We start from the raw sequence: 17,471 nt of genomic DNA on the forward strand, positions 1-17,471 counted from the left end.
TCTGTCCTGTCGGGGTTGGCCGATGGTATAATATTTGGCAATGAAATACCTGCATACTCGTATAACTGAAGTTACCTATCCCGCCCGTGACCACGCCTTACTGAGGTTCGCTGCTGCCGCGGAAGACATCCCTGCTGTGCCGGGAGAATTTGTCATGATTCGCGGCGATTGGGGCTGTCACCCGGTATTACCGCGGGCTTTCTCGCTGGTGGAAAGCGGCGCTCATGGTGCTGTGCTGGTAAAAGCCATTGGGCCCGGCACCCAGCTCCTCGAATCAATGAAGGTAGACGATGAACTGGTGGTGTTTGGTGCGCTGGGTAAAGGTTATCGAATCGATGACAGCGGCTTGCGTCCGGTTCTGGTCGCTGGCGGTGTCGGCGTGGCCCCGTTGCTGTTCCTGGCGCGCGAGCTCGCCGCTCGTGGTCAGCGTCCCTTGTTCTTGTATGGTGCTGGTACCGAGCATGATTTGCCTCTGGCAGATGAGATTGCCGAGGTGGCGGAGCTGATTATTACCACCGAAGACGGGTCTGTCGGCGAGCAGGGTTTGATTACCGCGCCTTTGCAGCGCGCTTTGCAAGATGGCGCCGATTCCATTGTCTACACCTGTGGCCCCAACGGCATGCTCAAAGCGGTGGCCGGCGTGTCCCAGAGTCATAACACACCTTGTCAGGTAGCTCTTGAGGCACCCATGGCCTGCGGCATGGGTACCTGTAAGGGTTGTGCGGTACCCATCCCGGACGGCAGTTTTAAATACGTTTGCTACGACGGCCCCGTGTTTGATGCTGAGGTTATTTATGGTGCCGCTGATGAGTGAGCGACTGCGCACCAGTCTGGGTCCACTGACACTGGCGAATCCCTTTGTGAACGCCTCGGGAACTTATGGCTACGGCGTAGAATATGCGAGTTTTGTGGATGTAGCGCGTCTGGGCGGAGTCAGCGTCAAGGGCATTTCACTGTTGCCACGCCCTGGCAATAGTCCTCCACGCACCTGCGAGACCTCGGCTGGCATGCTCAATAGTATTGGTCTGGCGAACATCGGCATCGATGTGTTTCTGGCCGAGACCCTACCTCAGCTGCGCGAGCTGGGGGTCACCGTCATTGTTAATACGTTTGCCACATCGATTGAAGACTTTGTGGAATTGGCTGCCCGGTTTGATAATGAGACGGGTATTGCCGCGCTGGAACTTAACATCAGTTGTCCCAATGTGCATGCCGGCGGCATGCATTTTGGCGTGTCAGGTGCCGCTGCCGCCGAGGTAACCGGTGCTGTTCGCGCGGTAACGGACCTGCCTCTGATGGTCAAGTTGTCGCCTGAGGCGGGTGACATCGGTGAGGTTGCCCGCGGTGTTGAGAGTGCCGGTGCGGATATGATATCCATGATCAACACCATTCGCGGTATGGTGATTGATGTCGATCGGCGTCGACCCATGCTGGGGCAGAAAATGGGCGGTATGTCAGGCCCGGCGATCAAGCCGCTGGGTGTACGCATGGTGTATGAGGTTTTCCAGCAGGTCAGTATTCCGATTATCGGTATGGGTGGTATAGCCAGCCTGCGTGATGCGCTGGAATACCTTATGGCCGGTGCCACTGCGGTGCAGGTGGGCACCGCCAATTACTCAGAGCCGGGTATCAGCCTGCGTCTTGCAGATGAGCTTGAGGCCTGGTGCAGCGAACGCGATCTCACCGTCACCGACCTGGTGGGTTGCGCCCAAGGCGACTGAATTAAACCCCCGCTACGGCGTGCGGTTGATACGGCTCCTGCAGCGCGAACATATCCTCTTCACTTAACTCCAGAGCCATGGCGTCGATGGCGTCCTGCAGTTGCGATAATTTTGTAACCCCAATAATAGGCGCAGTGACTGTCGCGTTGGCGAGTACCCAGGCCAGCGCTGTTTGCGCTGGTTTTACTCCCAGTCGGGCCGCGACCTCGGCATTCCGCACGATTACATCGCTGTCGGCAGCCTCATTGTAAATCCATTGGGAAAGTTCGTCAGACTTGCTGCGCGTGGTGTCCGTAGCGGCGAAGGTGCGTCGGCACAGGTGACCTCGAGCCATAGGGCTCCACGGAATAACGCCGACCCCCTCGCTGTTGCACAGCGGCAGCATTTCCCGCTCTTCCTCTCGATACATCAAATTGTATTGCGGCTGCATGCAGACGAACTTGGACCATTGCCGGGCTTCCGAAATACTCAGGCACTTCATAAATTGCCAAGCTGCCATGGAGGAGGCGCCCAGGTATCGAACCTTGCCGTCCCGGACCAGGTCATTGAGGGCTTCCAGCATTTCTTCCATAGGCACATTGGGGTCTAATCGATGAATCTGGTAGAGGTCGATATAGTCTGTGCCCAGCCTGCGCAGTGATTGTTCGCACTGATAAATAATGTGCTTGCGCGATAGGCCGAAGGAATTGACCTTGTCGCGGTTCTCGCCACCGACAATGTTTTCAGTGCCCATAAAAACCTTGGTGGCAATGACCAGGTCGTGGCGGTTGGGCACCAGCTTATTCAGCAGATTGCCGGTAACCTCCTCACTGGCTCCGTTAGAATACATTTCCGCGGTATCAAAGAAGTTTATGCCGGCGTCCAGAGCGGCGCGCACGAAGGGTTCTGCAGCGCGTTCGTCCAGTACCCAGTCCCGCCAGGCAGGGTCGCCGTAACTCATCATGCCCAGGCAGAGTCGTGATACTTTCAGTCCAGTGTTGCCAAGCCGCCGGTATTCCATTGTCGCCAGATCCTTTTCGCAGTGTGTTATGTCAGGGTTGTATGAATGGGTTAGGCTACCAGTAAAAGCCGCTTTACAGTAGGCTGGGAGAAAGGAAGCGGAGTTACTCAGTTTATGCGTAAACAACACGATGCCAGCCTACTGGAGGGAGCTCAGGGTCACTTTCATGACCTGGTGCGTTCCGTGCAGATAGGCTTTGAATTTTTGCGCGGGTTTCGCGCCCTGCGTGGGCTGGGTCCAACTGTGACTGTATTTGGTTCAGCGCGGTTTGCGCAAGATCACCCCGCCTGCATACTCGCGCGCACGGTGGGCGCAGAATTGGCCCGCGCTGGCTTTACCGTGATGACTGGCGGCGGCCCCGGCGTTATGGAGGCCGCCAATCGTGGTGCCCGCGATGCCGGTGGATATTCCGTAGGATGTAATATAGAACTGCCGAATGAGCAAGTCGCCAATCCGTATCTGGACCTGCAGCTGGATTTTGAGCACTTTTTTGTGCGTAAAGTGATGCTAGTGAAATACTCCAGTGCCTTTGTAATTCTGCCGGGCGGGTTTGGCACTCTCGACGAAATTTTCGAGACGCTCAATTTGATTGAGACCAATAAGATTGAGCGTTTTCCGTTGGTGGTTATGGGCCAGGATTATTGGCAGGACATGCGTGAATTTGTGGAGCAGGTTCTGGAACCTGCCGGTGCGATTGCTGAGCCCGTCGCCCAGCGTGCCTATTGGACTGACAGCAGCGAGGCTATGTTGCAGCATATTTGTGAATTTGTAGCGCTTAACCCACATCCTGAGGTTCGGACGTGAGCTCGCGTCAGGCACCTACCCTGCAGTTTTTGGGTGCTGCTGGTACGGTAACTGGGTCGCGCTACTTACTCACTTCTCCCAGCGGCAGAGTTTTGATTGACTGTGGCATGTACCAGGGTTACAAAAAGTGGCGTGAACTCAACTGGCAGCCATTCCCTGTCCCGGCTGCCAGTATCGATGCACTTGTGCTTACCCACGCGCATCTTGATCACAGCGGCTATATACCGGCCTTGGTAGCGCAGGGTTTTACTGGCCCTGTCTATTGCAGTCAGGCTACTTTTGAGCTGTGTGAGATATTGCTGCTGGATGCTGCCCATCTGCAGGAAGAAGAAGCGGCCTATCGGAATCGCAGAGGTTATACGCGCCATGCACCGGCGTTGCCGCTGTTTACCGTTGAGCAGGCGCACAAGGCACTGACCTTATTCAAGCCACTGGCGGTTGAAACAGAGCACGATCTTGATATGGCGCGCGTCAGTCTTTACCCCAATGGCCATATTCTGGGCTCTTGTAGTGTTGATGTTGAAGTAGAAGGTCGCCACATCACCTTTACCGGTGATCTCGGCCGCAGCAATGATTTGCAGATGCCGGCACCGCTGCCGCCGCGCTACTGTGATTATCTGGTCACCGAATCTACTTACGGCGATCGCTTGCACTCGCAAGTAGACGTTGAGGGAATTATAGCGAACATTGTATCGATCACCGCTGCACGCGGTGGTTCAGTGCTGATACCCTCGTTTGCCGTTGGGCGGGCGCAGCTGCTGATTCATATACTCAGCAAGCTGAAACGTGCTGGCAGAATTCCAGAAATGGCGATTTACCTGGACAGTCCAATGGCGATAAGAGCCACTCGCACCATGCGCGCGCATCAGGACCTGAGTCGCTTTACTGCCGAGCGTGTCCAGCAGACCACCGAAGATGTTGAGATGGTGGAAACAGCGGATGAGTCAGAAGCGCTGGCGAGCATTCAAATGCCGATTATCATTATTTCCGCCAGTGGTATGGCAACAGGCGGGCGCGTGCTGCACCACCTCAAGCGCATGTTGCCGCAGCATCGCGATTGTGTGCTGTTTGCCGGTTATCAGGCGGGCGGTACCCGAGGTGCCAAATTGGTCGCCGGTGACGGAGTCGTCAAGATTCATGGCCGTGAGGTATCGGTGAAAGCGCAGATAGAGAGCATGGATTTTTTGTCTGCTCATGCAGACTATGAAGGGCTATTGGACTGGATGCGACAGCTGCCTGTTGCTCCCAAGGGTTGTTTCATTACCCATGGCGAGCCCGAAGCTGCTGGCAACCTGCAGCGAGAGTTACGTGAACAATTGGGTTGGCGTGCCGAGGTGCCCGAGTTGGGCGAAAGCTTCGAACTTTAGTAGAGCCAACGGTGTTCCTGCCGCCATCGCGCAGCTACACTGAAGTCATTACGCATTGCTTAGGGGATTATCATGAAAACCATACTCATTACCGGCACTACCAATGGCATCGGTCGGGTGACCGCTCAAGAACTGGCGGCAGAGGGTCATCATCTGGTGCTGGCTAACCGCAACCGCGACAAAGCCGAGCAGTTTGCCGCCGAGCTGAAGTCAGCTAGCGGCAATGACAACATCAGTTTGCTCGACCTGGATTTGTCTTCACTAAAGTCGGTGCGGGAGTGCGCGGCTGAGTTTTTGAGTCAGCACGATACGCTGGATGTGTTGTTGAACAATGCAGGTATGACCAGTAGTGCCGAGGTAATTACCGAGGATGGTTTCGAGTCTCAGTTTGCGATTAATAATCTGGCGCAATTATTGCTGACCGTAGAGTTATTGCCAGCGCTTGAAGCCGCAGCGCCGTCGCAGGTTATCTTTGTAACCTCGATGATGCACAAGTTTGGAAAAATTGATTTCGACAGCCTCAAGGGTGGTAAGAAGTACAACGGCAATGCCGCCTATAGCCAATCGAAGCTAGCCATGATGCTCAATGCGGCGGAGCTTGCAAAACGTTTGGATGCGCGGGGCGTGCTCGTCAACACTTTGCACCCGGGAGCGGTATCAACGGGAATTCTGGACGAGTATCCGCCGCTGATACGAGGCTTGCTGCGGCTGGTTTTTACAACCCCGGAAAAAGGTGCACGTACCTCACTGCACCTGGCTCAGGGTGATCCCGCTTTGCTGCCCACCGGCAAGTACTTTGTTAATTGCAAAGAAGCCAAACCGGGTAAACAGCTTGCTGACACTGCGCTGTGCGACAAGATGTGGGCGTTGAGCTGTGAAGCCTGCGGCATTGAGGCTGCGCTTTAAGGTTTATCCGGTAGAATTTATTCTGCCACCTCACCACCCCAACCCTCTCCGTAACATTTGGTGGCCTTGCAGAATTAATGCTGCCAACTAATCTTCTCGACATGCAATTAATCAAATGTCAGCTGTAGTAAATAGTGAAGGCGAGGGGGTGCTCTTTAAAGTTCGTGGCAGGTGGGAAAACCTGTCAAAGGTCGCATTGCGACCATACCGCAGTCGACACTTGAATTTGACTTTATTGTTAAGCGAACTGCTAAACCAACAGAGCCAGCATACTCCTTTGCACCGTTACATTCCCCGCAGGCAATGGCTGAAACATGAGCTATATTAAAGACTGACGGTCAGTGAATATCAGTAATAGTAATGACGATGAGGGATGATTATGAAACATAAAAAGGAAGCTCTCCAGTTTTGGTTTCTTACCTTATGTATCTATGTGTTTGCCACGCAGGCGAATGCTGGCATGTGGGATGATCTCAAGAACAAGGCGGCTGACATCTCCAAGGAGGTAATGGATGAAACCGTGGATGAAGTTATCGAAAGCCAAACTTCTCAGGCATCAAGTGAGCCTTCGAAGCCGCAGCAACAACAACCACTCTTTGACCAGCGGCTGGTTGCTGACACACAAAGCCAGCTAAATCGACTTGGCTATAACGTAGGGGCCGTTGACGGTCTTTATGGCAACGGCACCAGACAGGCGATAGTGAGTTTTCAACAAGACCAAAACCTGGCTGTTAATGGAGAACCTTCTTCTTCTCTGTTGTCGCAAATGGAGTCCAGTAGACCTCTTCAGGAAAATGTCGCCGAAAATGCTCTTGCCATTACTAGCGCACCTGAATCAACCTCTGGGCCTGAAGCGTCTACTGACAACTATTCTAGTGAGCAGAAGGTAGTAAAAGACCCACAACCTGCACAAAAAGCAGCATCTGCAAGGGTCGGAGTTGATTTTGATATTGTGGGTGTAAAATTAGGTATGACACCTGATCAGGTGGTCAGCGCCCTAAAAGCACATAATGAGCTGGTGAGAATAGAGTATACACATCACAAAAATACATCCTCGAGCTATCACATTAGCGGCATCACGCCGACGCCTAAACTCCCCGAGCATCTAAAAATGATTTTTGCATCCGTCAATGGTAATGCAGAGTCGATACAAATAGAGTTTGCCGAACCACCTACAAGCAATGTAGTCAGGAGTGTTGAGCGTCAGAATAAATTTGATCGAAGCGCCATGCCCTCGGGCAGTAATCTTAAGGCTGCGCTTGAAAATAAGTATGGCACGCCAATACTTGAAAAAGGTTCGGAGCTTACATGGAACCATTTTGATAGAAATGCGAATCTGCAAAAACAGTGCCTTATGAGCATTAATAATGGAGCTTATTACACAATTGGAGCTCTAACTAAGTGTGGTCCAGTGGTACTAGCAGACCTGCGTCGGGGAGGCGATGGAATAGTTGCTTTTATGAAAGTGAAGTTGTTTGATCCTGGCGATATTGATCTTCAGAAATCTAGAACATACGAGTATCGCGTTCAGTTACAAAAAGAACGCGACCAAGAGAATCTTGATCGCGCCAACCAGAATTCAGCCCCTAAGTTATAAGAGCAATCATCTACAGGCTCTTGCCCGACCCCTGTCGGTAGGCACGCGGGCTGCTCCCCACGTGGCGTTGAAAAACACGGGAGAAGTAAGCCGGGTCGGTAATCCCAATTAGCTGCCCAATCTCTGAAATACTAATGTCCGTGCCCCTGAGTAGTTGCGCGGCCTCCAGCATACGTTTTTCATCGCGCCAGCCAAAGATGGTCACGCCGGCCTGCTGTTTAAACAACCCCGACAGTCGTGAGGCTGACATGTGCACGTAATTGGCGACATCCTGCAATGAGAAGGCCTGATTGTAGTGCTCATGAATAAACTGCTGCGCATTCCTTATCCGATCGTCGTTATCCAGATGTGCAGTATCCGGAATCATATTGGCGCAGCGCATCAGTAGCTGCTCAAGCAAGTTGAAGTCCAGCTCCTCTTTCAAGTTGGATTGTTGAGCGTAGTTATTTAGCAGGCTGTTGATCACAGACTCGATTAAGGGGCGTAACGCCGGTGCAATCTGAAGTAGACTGATTTCGGGCCCGGTTTTGGGCCAGTCCAGATAAGCACGCCACTGCGGCTGTGGTTTGAATGTAATCCAGTACTGGTTCCAGTTTTTACTGCCCTCGCTGCGCTGGATGCTGTAGACGGATTTTGGAGCCAGCAATAAGATATCACCCGGGTAAACATGGGTTTCCCGCAGGCCTGTGCGCAGTGTCGCCTGACCGGCGACGGTATACAGGAGTGTCCAGGAGGTACTGTGTCTGGGCTGTGAGATTTCGTAGTCGTAAGCACTACCGGCAGTTCTCGTCGCGAATCCGGCGACGATGGCCTGGGTCATCAGGCCTTCCATATCAAGTGCGGCGACGTATTGCTTATGGAAAAACTGGGCCTCTGCATCGGTGAACACTTGGCGACCCGCCAGGCGTAGCTGCCATTCTCTAGCCAGGCGAAGTAAATCGGTCTGGTGTTCCAGATTGGCCTGAACGCGCAAAAACAGGGTTTTGAACGTCTTTGAATCTAGCGGAGACTCTGACTTGGCGAAGTATTCGCTAGCCTCACTAATTTCCTGCTCAGCAATAGACGCGCCGCTAATCATTTTGAACTGGGTCAGCGCCACCCGCTTGATATCAATCATTATAGTAATATTGTCCAATAATATAGGATTATATTACTACCAACACCGGCCATAATGCGATTAATGTCCTGATAAGCGAAATTCGATGCGCCATATGTATTGCCATCGAGTTTTATTGATGACTCTGGCAGAGGATATTTACGATGGCTCAAGGCAATTCACAAAACTGGTTGATTCAAGGAGGTACCGTTGTCGATGGCACTGGAGCAAGTTCCTTCGCTGGCGACGTCCGTATCCGTGATGGTGTCATTGCCGAGTTGGGGCCGAATCTTGAACCTGCAGCGGGCGAAACCGTCTTCGCGGCCGCTGGCTGTGTTGTGGCACCGGGGTTTATCGAAACTCATACCCATTTTGATGGCGCTATGTGGTGGGATACTTCTCTGGACCCGCTGCCGGGCTTTGGTGTAACCACTCTGGTCATGGGTAACTGTGGTTTTGGCGTTGCGCCAGTGCCAGAAGATGAAGCTGTACGCAAAGAGATTGTTGGTATCTTTTCCTTCTTTGAGGATATTCCTGAGCCGCCGTTTATGTCGGAGCTACCCTGGGATTGGCGCAGCTGGCCGGAGTACAAGGAATCTATGGTGCGCAATGTTAAATTGCCCGCAAACTATGCGGCGTTTTGCGGACATATTGCCCTGCGTCTGGCTGTGATGGGGCTGGACGCCTGGGAGCGGGCAGCTACGCCGACCGAAATCGAGACCATGGCGGCCATGCTGGACGAGGCCCTGGCGGCCGGAGCACTAGGCCTGTCTTCCAATTTGTTTGATCACGATGGTAGTGACCGTCCGGTGCCAACTTTGAAAGCCGATGACGCTGAATTTCGGGCGCTGTTCGAAGTGTTGGCCAAGCATCAGGGCAGTTGCTTTCAAGTGATTGTGGATGTGTTCAGGGCGATGACCGCACCGGAGTCAATGAAGCGTATCGCTAGCTTGACGGAAGATCTGGATATTCGCGTGCAATGGGGCGGCTTACCGACTTTGGTGTTCCAGCGCGATATGATGGGTATTCAGGCGCCGTTGATTGAATTGCATGAGCAGTTCAAACGTGAAGGCCGTGATTTTTGGACGGCTTTTGCTCACATACCGGTAACAACCACTATCAGCGTGCAGAGCTCGCTTATCTTCGCTCAGTCCAACGACTATGTATGGCATGAGGTTGTCACGGCAGAGGGCGATGAGGCAAAAATAGCGCTGATGCGTGATCCTGACTGGCGATTACGTGCCCGTGAATCCTGGGATACCCAGACCTTTGAGTTTTCGCCATTTCCCAAGGGGCGCGCGGAGAATCTGATCCTGATGAATACCGATAACGGTGTGGGGCCCATCAATACCACGCTGGGAGAGTACCAGCAGCAGATTGGCGCAGAGCATCCCTCTGACGCGATGACTGAGTGGCTGATTGCCAATGGTCTGGAATCAACCGTTACCATGCCAGCCTTTGAAATGGATCTGGACATGGTGCTGAGCCTGTTGCGTGACCCCAAGGCCGTGGGCAATGTCTCTGATGCGGGTGCGCATGGCCAGATGCTGTGTGGCGGTGGCGAGAACATCAAGTTGTTGACTGAGTTTGTCACCCGAGATGGATTGCTGACACTAGAAGAAGCCGTGCACGGCTTAACCGGTAAGATAGCCGAGCATTTTTCCCTGCATGACTGCGGTGAATTGCGGGTAGGGCGGCGCGCTGACATTACCGTTTTCGATCTGGACGAGATTGAAGTGGGCGATATGAAGCAAGTGTATGACGTGCCCGATGGCGCTGGCGGCCACACCTGGCGCTGGACGCGTGATGCCGCCCCCATGCGTTTGACCATGGTCAATGGCGAGCCCACCTTTATCGATGGCAAAAGCACCGCAGCACGCCCTGGAGCGATGCTGCAGCCCTCCTAACCCTGATGGGATTCGCAGCAGGTCCGATGCGAATCCCAGTCCCCTGTAGGGCAGAGTTCATTCTGCCGATACCGCGGACAAAGACGTATCTAAACAGCCTGATAACTACCCTCATCAAACCGTCGCGTCGCCCACCAGTACTCTGGAGAACTACCGGGATAGTTATTAACAATCTTCCTGTCCTTGGTCATATACCAACTATGGTCGACAGTAGACCAAGCCATAGTGCCTAACTGTTGCTGAAGTTTTTCATTGTAGTCCGCCATCACTTCTCGTTTTAGGTTCAGACTTTTCTCATTGCGCTTGCTCAGTGTTTTGATGCCGTCCAGAATATAGTTGGCCTGACATTCAATCATATAGATTATCGACAGATGACCCAGGTTGGTATTGGGCCCATACATCATAAAAAAGTTAGGAAAATCGGCAACGGTAATCCCTTTGTAGGCATGAGCGCCAGCATTCCACTCTGCGTCAAGAGTGAGTCCATTGAGGCCGGTTATTTCCATGGGTACCAGAAACTGATTGGTATTAAACCCGGTGGAGAGCACGATGGCGTCGACTTCTATTTCTTCCCCGGCTTCAGTCAGAATGCTGTTCTCTTTGACACGCTCGATGCCGTCGCAGACAAGGTTTACGTTGTCGCGATTAAAGCTCGTATAGTAATTGTCAAAAACGAGTACTCGCTTGGCGCCAATAACGAACTCTGGGACAAACGCCTTCTGCAAATTCTCGTCTTTAACCTCTTCCTTGATACGCCCCAGCACTCCGGCGCTGGCAAGTTTGACCAACCATTGCTTCTGTTTGTTTATACCGCGCAGGAAAAACTCAGATTTGCTCATAATGAAGTATCGACAGAGTCGGGCTGCTAACGGCACGTGTTTCAAGGCCCAGGTCTCCCAGGGCTTAAACGGACGATTACCCTGCTTAACAATCCAGTTCGGACTGCGCTGAAAAACATGTAACTGGGCAACCTTTTTCGCCAGTTGCGGAGTGGCCTGGACTGCGGTGGCAGCGCTGCCGATCATGGCAACTTTTTTGCCGGTCAGATCGAAATCATGGTTCCATCTTGCGGTATGCCAGCTAGGGCCCTGAAAGTCCTCCAGTCCCGGAATATCGGGAATTGCAGGTGTACTCAACTGACCCACCGCGGAAATCAGAATATCCACGACAATTTCCTCCCCGGAAACCGTGGTTAAAAACCACTCGCCAGTCTCTTGATGAAATTGGGCACTGGCAATTTCGGTGTTAAAGCGGAAGTGAGAATTGAGCCCGTACTTATCCGCACAATGTTGCTGGTAGCCAAGAATCTCATTCTGGCCACTCCATTTTTTGGACCAGTCGGTTTTCTGTTCGAAGGAATAACAATAAATCAGACTGGGAGAATCGCAGGCTGCGCCGGGATAGGTGTTTTCCCGCCAGGTACCGCCTAGAGCCGTTGCCTTTTCAAAAATGGTGAACGAATCAATGCCTGCACGTTTTAATCGAATAGCCATACATAACCCGGAATGGCCCGATCCAATAATAGCTATTCGCTTGCCTTGCATAGAGTGCTCCGTTAGTCGGAAAAGGTAGAAAGCTGAATGTTCAGATGATGTTATATGCTACGCCATTGTGAATACAGAGTTTCTGTCCGCTTCATGTGCGTTGATCACTAATGTGCGGGCATAAAAAAAGGCCTGTCGCGAGAGAGGCCTTTGATGGCGCCATTGCTTATCTTGCTATAAAGAAGCCGAGATGGGTGAGGCTACTGCAAGCTTGAGGGCGCTGTGATTAGCCGATTGGGCCATGACGTTTTGCTTGATTCTGGTTGATGAAGTGCGAGGGTTATAGAGCACCTGGTTGATCTGTTTGCCGTTTGATTTCAGATACGTCTCAACTGCGATATTGTGGGGCTGGTTGCCCCAGTCTTCGCCAATGACAAAAATGTCGGCATTAAGGGCCTGACAACCGGGGACATAATTGAGTTCGTCGTAGGGGCGTACAATATCGACACAACGCAATGCCTTGAGCATTTCCATTCTTTGCTCAAGCGGGATCACCGGCACATTTGGCTTGTAAGAGTTTACTACTCTGTCTGAAGCCACCCCAACAGCCAGAATGTCGCCCAGTGATTTACAGTATTCCAGCAGGGCAATATGCCCCACATGCAATAGATCAAAAGTACCTACGGTATAAACGATCATGTGCTGTTTAACTCCTTAAAAATGAATATTCACAACTGTGTTATGCCAACACGGCTGCCTGCTATAAAAGTTTCCAGCTGTATATGCCCGTTATCATCAGCGTGTAAAAAGTCAGTCGATATACGTTTGCGGGATTGTAAGAAAGCTTGGGGGTCTTAATCTGAGATACATTCAATGCGGCAAGTCCCAGCGAGCTGACGTACAGGATTACTGAAAATATGCCGGCCGAAAAAACGCTTTCAAAAAGAAAGATGAAAGCTAGTGCAATATTGTTGTTGTCCAGGGCCAGTCCGGTGTACTTGGCATCGCCAGACAAGCCGTAGGTATTGAAATAGCTAAGTCTTATCGCGCTGGCTGCTACAAGAATAAACGCGCCAGGTAGAAATATAGGTTCAAAATTGCCGTAGCTGAGTAATAGAATTGCCGGGGTCACGCCATAGTTCACAACGTCTATCAATGCATCAAGTTGCATGCCAAAAGTCTGGTCGCTAGGGGTTCTCCCTTTCATTTTTCGAGCGACAAGACCATCTGCCCAGTCAAAGGCAACGGCCCATATCATGCCAATGATGGCCGCGTAGTAGATTCCAATAAGACTGAAATAAATAGCCAGTATGGTGCAGGCCAACCCTGCCAGTGAGCACAAATTGGCCAGATCTTTGACGTAGGAAATAATAATGGGTGGGGATTCTTGCGGTTCTACTTTGTTGGTAGGCATGGTGCTCCTGAAGTAATAGCCACGATATCAATATCGAGCTAAATCACGGGATAAATAGGCCGCGCGCAGCATGGAGCTGAGCACTAGAGCATTGGTACGGTAAAGCGCTGGCGGGCCCCATTAATAATGGGAGCCGCAATCAGTGGGTGTTATGAACGGACCCTATTCGCTTGCTAGCAAATGGGGTGGCAATAAGGAGGATAGAGGCGTCTCGGCCAGTAGGCTCGATAGAGGATGGGACGGGCGGCAGTATACACACAATTGGCTTCCACCTCAGGTTTACTTTGCTGCGGGGCCGGGAGTGCGATTGGCGGGCACAAAAAAAAGGCCAGTCGCTAGACTGGCCTTCTTTAAATATGGTGCCCAGAAGAGGGTGAATCCAAGCGCCTTCGTTGCGCAGCAACGAGCGCCGGTGAACGCCGTGCAGCTGTGCTGCGGGGCCGGGAGTGCGATTGGCGGGCACAAAAAAAAGACCAGTCGCTAGACTGGCCTTCCTTAAATATGGTGCCCAGAAGAGGGTGAATCCAAGCGCCTTCGTTGCGCAGCAACGAGCGCCGGTGAACGCCGTGCAGCTGTGCTGCGGGGCCGGGAGTGCGATTGGCGGGCACAAAAAAAAGACCAGTCGCTAGACTGGCCTTCCTTAAATATGGTGCCCAGAAGAGGACTTGAACCTCCACGCCCTTGCGAGCACTAGCACCTGAAGCTAGCGTGTCTACCAATTTCACCACCTGGGCATAAAACTCAGTGGATTTTCCAACAATGCCATATAACTGCAGTAGCTGGACTGTGTCCAGTGTCTACCACAACACCACCTGGGCATAAAACTCAGTGGATTTTCCAACAATGCCACCTAACTGCAGTAGCTGGACTGTGTCCAGTGGCTACATCACCAACCGAAAACCGGCGTGTTGCGGCAGGTTGAGCGCGCGAACTTTACTTTTACGAAGAACAATTGTCAATCCTCGCGTATACTGTCGCCTTCAAAAATTGTAAACCTAAAAGGAAGGCCGCACTACATGGCCAAAAAGGGCAAAGCTCCCGATCCCCACGCCGCTCGCGAAGCAGCGAACTACGATAACCCGATCCCCAGCCGCGAGTTCATTCAGGAACTGCTGGCCGAAGCGGATCAACCACTTAGCAACCAACAGATATTCGAACGTCTGGGCCTCAAGGGCGATGAGGCGATCGAGGCATTGCGCCGCCGCCTGCGGGCTATGGAGCGTGACGGACAGTTGCTGATTAACCGTAAAGGCTCCTACGGTCTGGTCGATAAGATGGACCTGATTCACGGGCGTGTGCAGGGACACCGTGACGGTTATGGCTTTCTGGTGCCGCTGGCCGGCGGCGATGACCTCTATTTGAGTGCACGGCAGATGTCGCGTGTCTTTGACGGTGATGAAGCGCTGGCGAGTATTGAGGGTATTGACCCTAGGGGCCGGAAGGAAGGCAAGATCGTAGAGGTTCTCAAGCGTGGCACCACCGAGGTGGTCGGGCGCTATATTGAGGACTCTGGAATTGGCTCAGTCATTCCCGACAATGCGCGGGTTAATCATGACATCCTTATTCCACCACAGCGCAAGGGTGGGGCTGAGAACGGACAGATTGTCTGTGTGCAGATTACTGATTACCCAACCCGCAAACTGGGCGCCAAAGGCACTATTATTGAGGTGCTGGGTGAACATCTTGACCCGGGTATGGAAATTGACGTGGCTATTCGTTCCCACGGTATTCCGCATACATGGCCCGAGGAGGTGCTTAAGGAAGCTGCCGCTCTGGCGGATGAGCCGACCGAGGCCGATAAGGAAGGTCGCGTTGACCTGCGTGAGTTGCCGTTTGTAACGATTGATGGCGAAGACGCCCGCGACTTCGATGATGCGGTCTATTGTGAGCAGGTGAACGCCAGCTGGCGTTTGTGGGTGGCGATAGCCGATGTTGCCCATTACGTGCGTCCAGGCTCGGCGCTGGATGAAGAGGCGATTATCCGCGGCAACTCCGTGTACTTCCCGGAGCGGGTAGTACCGATGCTGCCAGAGGCTTTGTCCAATGGTCTGTGTTCACTGAAGCCCGGTGTCGACCGGCTCAGTATGATCTGTGAGATGGAAATTTCTAAATCGGGCAAGCTGGTCGGCCACAAGTTCTATGAAGGCCTTATTCACTCTCATGCTCGCCTTACCTATACCCAGGTGGGGCAGGTGCTGGAGACCGGCAGTCATCCTGATGTAGATGCCCAGCGAGTGCCCGATCTGGAACGCTTACAGGGCTTGTATAAAGTATTGCGCAAGGCGCGGGATAACCGCGGCGCGATTGACTTTGAGACGGTGGAAACCCGTATTCTGTTTGATGAAAACCGCAAGATTTCTGAGATTGTGCCAGTGCATCGCAACGATGCGCACAAGCTGATTGAGGAATGCATGCTATGCGCCAATGTAGCAACCGCGAGGTTCTTCGAAGCTTGCGAGTTGCCCATTCTGTATCGCGTGCACGAAGGCCCCAACGAAGAGAAGATGGAAAACCTGCGTGGTTTTCTCGGCGAACTGGGGTTGGACCTGTCGGGCGGCGATAAGCCCACCCCTAATGACTACCAGAAATTGCTGGCGCAGGTAGCCGATCGCGACGATGCCAATGTCATTCAGACTATGATGCTGCGCTCGCTGTCGCAGGCGGTATACCAGCCCGAGAACAAGGGTCACTTTGGCCTCAATTACCCGGGTTATGCACACTTTACCTCGCCTATTAGGCGCTACCCCGATCTGCTGGTACACCGTGGTATTCGGCGCATTGTTCGCTCCGAGATCGCCAGTGTGCAGGTGGTGCGGACTGGCGCCGCACCGATACCCGCGCAAAAGATTTTTCCTTACGATGTGGGTGCTATGGTGCAGTTCGGTGAGCAATGCTCGATGACTGAGCGGCGCGCCGATGATGCCACACGTGAAGTAGAGGCCTGGCTCAAATGTGAGTTTCTACATCATCGCGTTGGTGAAGAATTCGATGCAGTGGTGGCAGCGGTTACCAGTTTTGGTTTGTTTGTAGAGCTGTCTGATCTTTATATTGAGGGGCTGGTCCACATCAGCTCACTGCCTGGCGATTACTACCATTTTGACCCTGGCAAGCAACGTCTCAGCGGCGAGCGCAGCGGACGCAGTTTCAATCTGGGCGACTCGGTGCGCGTGCAAGTAGCGCGGGTTAGCCTGGAAGACAAGAAAATTGACCTCGAACTGGTCGGCAGCACTCCGCGCAAGGGTGCCGGTAAAAAGACGACCGGCGGCGGTAAATCGCGGGGTAGGGGTGGCAAAGACACAGGTGCCAAGGGCAAGGGTGCGACTGACAAGCCTGCCAGCAAGCGCAGCAGTAAAAAGCGTCGCACCGGGCAGCGTAAACACCACGACTGATGGCTTACGTATACGGACTTCATGCGGTGGATGCCCTGTTGCGGCAAAATCCGCAGCAAGTGGAGCAGCTATGGCTGCAATCAGGGCGTAATGACAAACGTATGTCAGCCCTGGAGACGCTCGCTCGCAACCAAGGTGTAGCCACTGACCGAGAGTCACGTGAACAGCTTGACGGGCGTGTGCAGGGTCGCCATCAGGGCGTTGTCGCCATTGTCCAGGAGGCTTCTTCACAGCAATGGGATGAAAAGGCACTGTGGACACTGCTTGACGAGTTGCAGGGACCAGCCACGCTGTTAGTGCTGGATGGCATCACCGACCCCCACAACCTGGGCGCTTGTTTACGCAGTGCAGATGCGGCGGGGGTGCATGCGGTGATTGTGCCGCGCGACAAGTCGGCGGATCTTACGCCCGTGTCCCGTAAAGTTGCCTGTGGTGCCGCAGAAGTCGTGCCGTTTGTGCGTGTAACTAACCTGGCGCGCACGTTGGAAGGTCTCAAAGAGCGTGGAATATGGCTCTACGGAGCAGCCGGCGAGGCTGAGACTACGCTCTATGACAGTGACCTGAGTGGGCCGCTAGCGCTGGTAATGGGTGCCGAAGGGGCGGGGCTGCGCCGGCTCACCCGTGAATGCTGTGATTATCTGGTGAAACTGCCGATGGCGGGCAGTGTCTCGAGTCTGAATGTATCGGTTGCCACCGGGGTGTGTCTGTTTGAGGTGGTACGACAGCGCAAGGCTGGCTAGCCACAGGCTTCGCGACCGTTGCAGTGCGCGTCTTTACAGGAGTCTC

General features: G+C 53.1%; 14 protein-coding genes and 1 tRNA gene. 9 read left to right on the plus strand and 6 right to left on the minus strand.

From position 1 onward, the window contains the following. Nucleotides 1–40 precede the first annotated feature (40 nt). Both EYC98_RS17975 and EYC98_RS17980 read left to right on the plus strand, forming a co-directional pair. Entirely contained in the window at nt 41–814 is a 774-nt protein-coding gene (locus EYC98_RS17975; RefSeq protein ID WP_279246778.1) for a dihydroorotate dehydrogenase electron transfer subunit, read from the plus strand. Beyond that, the gene (locus EYC98_RS17980; protein WP_279246779.1) at nt 807–1,721 is read left to right on the plus strand and encodes a dihydroorotate dehydrogenase; all 915 of its coding nucleotides are present in this window, start codon (nt 807–809) and stop codon (nt 1,719–1,721) included. Before EYC98_RS17975 ends, EYC98_RS17980 begins: the two co-directional genes overlap by 8 nt. Nucleotide 1,722: 1 nt before the next feature. Here EYC98_RS17980 and EYC98_RS17985 read toward each other — a convergent pair whose 3' ends face one another. Continuing rightward, a complete protein-coding gene (locus tag EYC98_RS17985; protein ID WP_279246780.1) occupies nt 1,723–2,721 on the minus strand; it encodes an aldo/keto reductase in 999 nt (332 codons plus the stop codon). A gap of 114 nt (nt 2,722–2,835) precedes the next feature. On the opposite strand from EYC98_RS17985, the gene EYC98_RS17990 reads away from it, so the two are divergent. The 4 genes from EYC98_RS17990 (at nt 2,836) to EYC98_RS18005 (ending at nt 7,395) form a co-directional block, all read left to right on the plus strand. Further along, on the plus strand, nt 2,836–3,525 hold the full coding sequence (locus tag EYC98_RS17990) for an LOG family protein (protein ID WP_279246781.1): 690 nt from the start codon (nt 2,836–2,838) through the stop codon (nt 3,523–3,525). Beyond that, on the plus strand, nt 3,522–4,892 hold the full coding sequence (locus EYC98_RS17995) for an MBL fold metallo-hydrolase RNA specificity domain-containing protein (protein ID WP_279246782.1): 1,371 nt from the start codon (nt 3,522–3,524) through the stop codon (nt 4,890–4,892). Before EYC98_RS17990 ends, EYC98_RS17995 begins: the two co-directional genes overlap by 4 nt. Nucleotides 4,893–4,964: 72 nt before the next feature. Beyond that, the gene (locus tag EYC98_RS18000; RefSeq protein WP_279246783.1) at nt 4,965–5,798 is read left to right on the plus strand and encodes an SDR family oxidoreductase; all 834 of its coding nucleotides are present in this window, start codon (nt 4,965–4,967) and stop codon (nt 5,796–5,798) included. A 379-nt stretch (nt 5,799–6,177) separates the two neighbouring features. Continuing rightward, nucleotides 6,178–7,395, plus strand: a complete 1,218-nt coding sequence (locus EYC98_RS18005; RefSeq protein WP_279246784.1) for a peptidoglycan-binding domain-containing protein — start codon at nt 6,178–6,180, stop codon at nt 7,393–7,395. A 10-nt stretch (nt 7,396–7,405) separates the two neighbouring features. Here EYC98_RS18005 and araC read toward each other — a convergent pair whose 3' ends face one another. Beyond that, nucleotides 7,406–8,512, minus strand: coding sequence for an arabinose operon transcriptional regulator AraC (gene araC / locus EYC98_RS18010; protein WP_279246785.1), 1,107 nt, complete (start codon nt 8,510–8,512; stop codon nt 7,406–7,408). 143 nt (nt 8,513–8,655) lie between these two features. Between araC and EYC98_RS18015 the strand changes: the two genes are divergently transcribed. After that, the gene (locus EYC98_RS18015; RefSeq protein WP_279246786.1) at nt 8,656–10,398 is read left to right on the plus strand and encodes an N-acyl-D-amino-acid deacylase family protein; all 1,743 of its coding nucleotides are present in this window, start codon (nt 8,656–8,658) and stop codon (nt 10,396–10,398) included. A gap of 89 nt (nt 10,399–10,487) precedes the next feature. On the opposite strand, the gene EYC98_RS18020 is transcribed toward EYC98_RS18015, so the two are convergent. The 4 genes from EYC98_RS18020 to EYC98_RS18035 all read right to left on the minus strand — a co-directional run bounded on the left by EYC98_RS18020 (nt 10,488) and on the right by EYC98_RS18035 (nt 14,030). Continuing rightward, complete coding sequence (locus EYC98_RS18020) at nt 10,488–11,942, minus strand: flavin-containing monooxygenase (protein WP_279246787.1); 1,455 nt, start codon at nt 11,940–11,942, stop codon at nt 10,488–10,490. Nucleotides 11,943–12,116: 174 nt separating this feature from the next. Then, entirely contained in the window at nt 12,117–12,581 is a 465-nt protein-coding gene (locus EYC98_RS18025) for an FAD synthase family protein (RefSeq protein ID WP_279246788.1), read from the minus strand. A 61-nt stretch (nt 12,582–12,642) separates the two neighbouring features. Continuing rightward, on the minus strand, nt 12,643–13,296 hold the full coding sequence (locus EYC98_RS18030; RefSeq protein WP_279246789.1) for a CDP-alcohol phosphatidyltransferase family protein: 654 nt from the start codon (nt 13,294–13,296) through the stop codon (nt 12,643–12,645). Between the two features lie 647 nt (nt 13,297–13,943). After that, nucleotides 13,944–14,030, minus strand: a tRNA-Leu gene (locus EYC98_RS18035). Nucleotides 14,031–14,312: 282 nt separating this feature from the next. On the opposite strand from EYC98_RS18035, the gene rnr reads away from it, so the two are divergent. Continuing rightward, the gene (gene rnr, locus EYC98_RS18040; protein WP_279246790.1) at nt 14,313–16,685 is read left to right on the plus strand and encodes a ribonuclease R; all 2,373 of its coding nucleotides are present in this window, start codon (nt 14,313–14,315) and stop codon (nt 16,683–16,685) included. Continuing rightward, nucleotides 16,685–17,425, plus strand: a complete 741-nt coding sequence (rlmB, locus tag EYC98_RS18045; RefSeq protein ID WP_279246791.1) for a 23S rRNA (guanosine(2251)-2'-O)-methyltransferase RlmB — start codon at nt 16,685–16,687, stop codon at nt 17,423–17,425. Before rnr ends, rlmB begins: the two co-directional genes overlap by 1 nt. The last annotated feature ends 46 nt before the right edge of the window (nt 17,426–17,471 follow it).

This window comes from Candidatus Litorirhabdus singularis, from assembly GCF_026262625.1.
In the GTDB taxonomy this organism is placed as follows: Bacteria; Pseudomonadota; Gammaproteobacteria; order Pseudomonadales; family Halieaceae; genus Litorirhabdus; species Litorirhabdus singularis.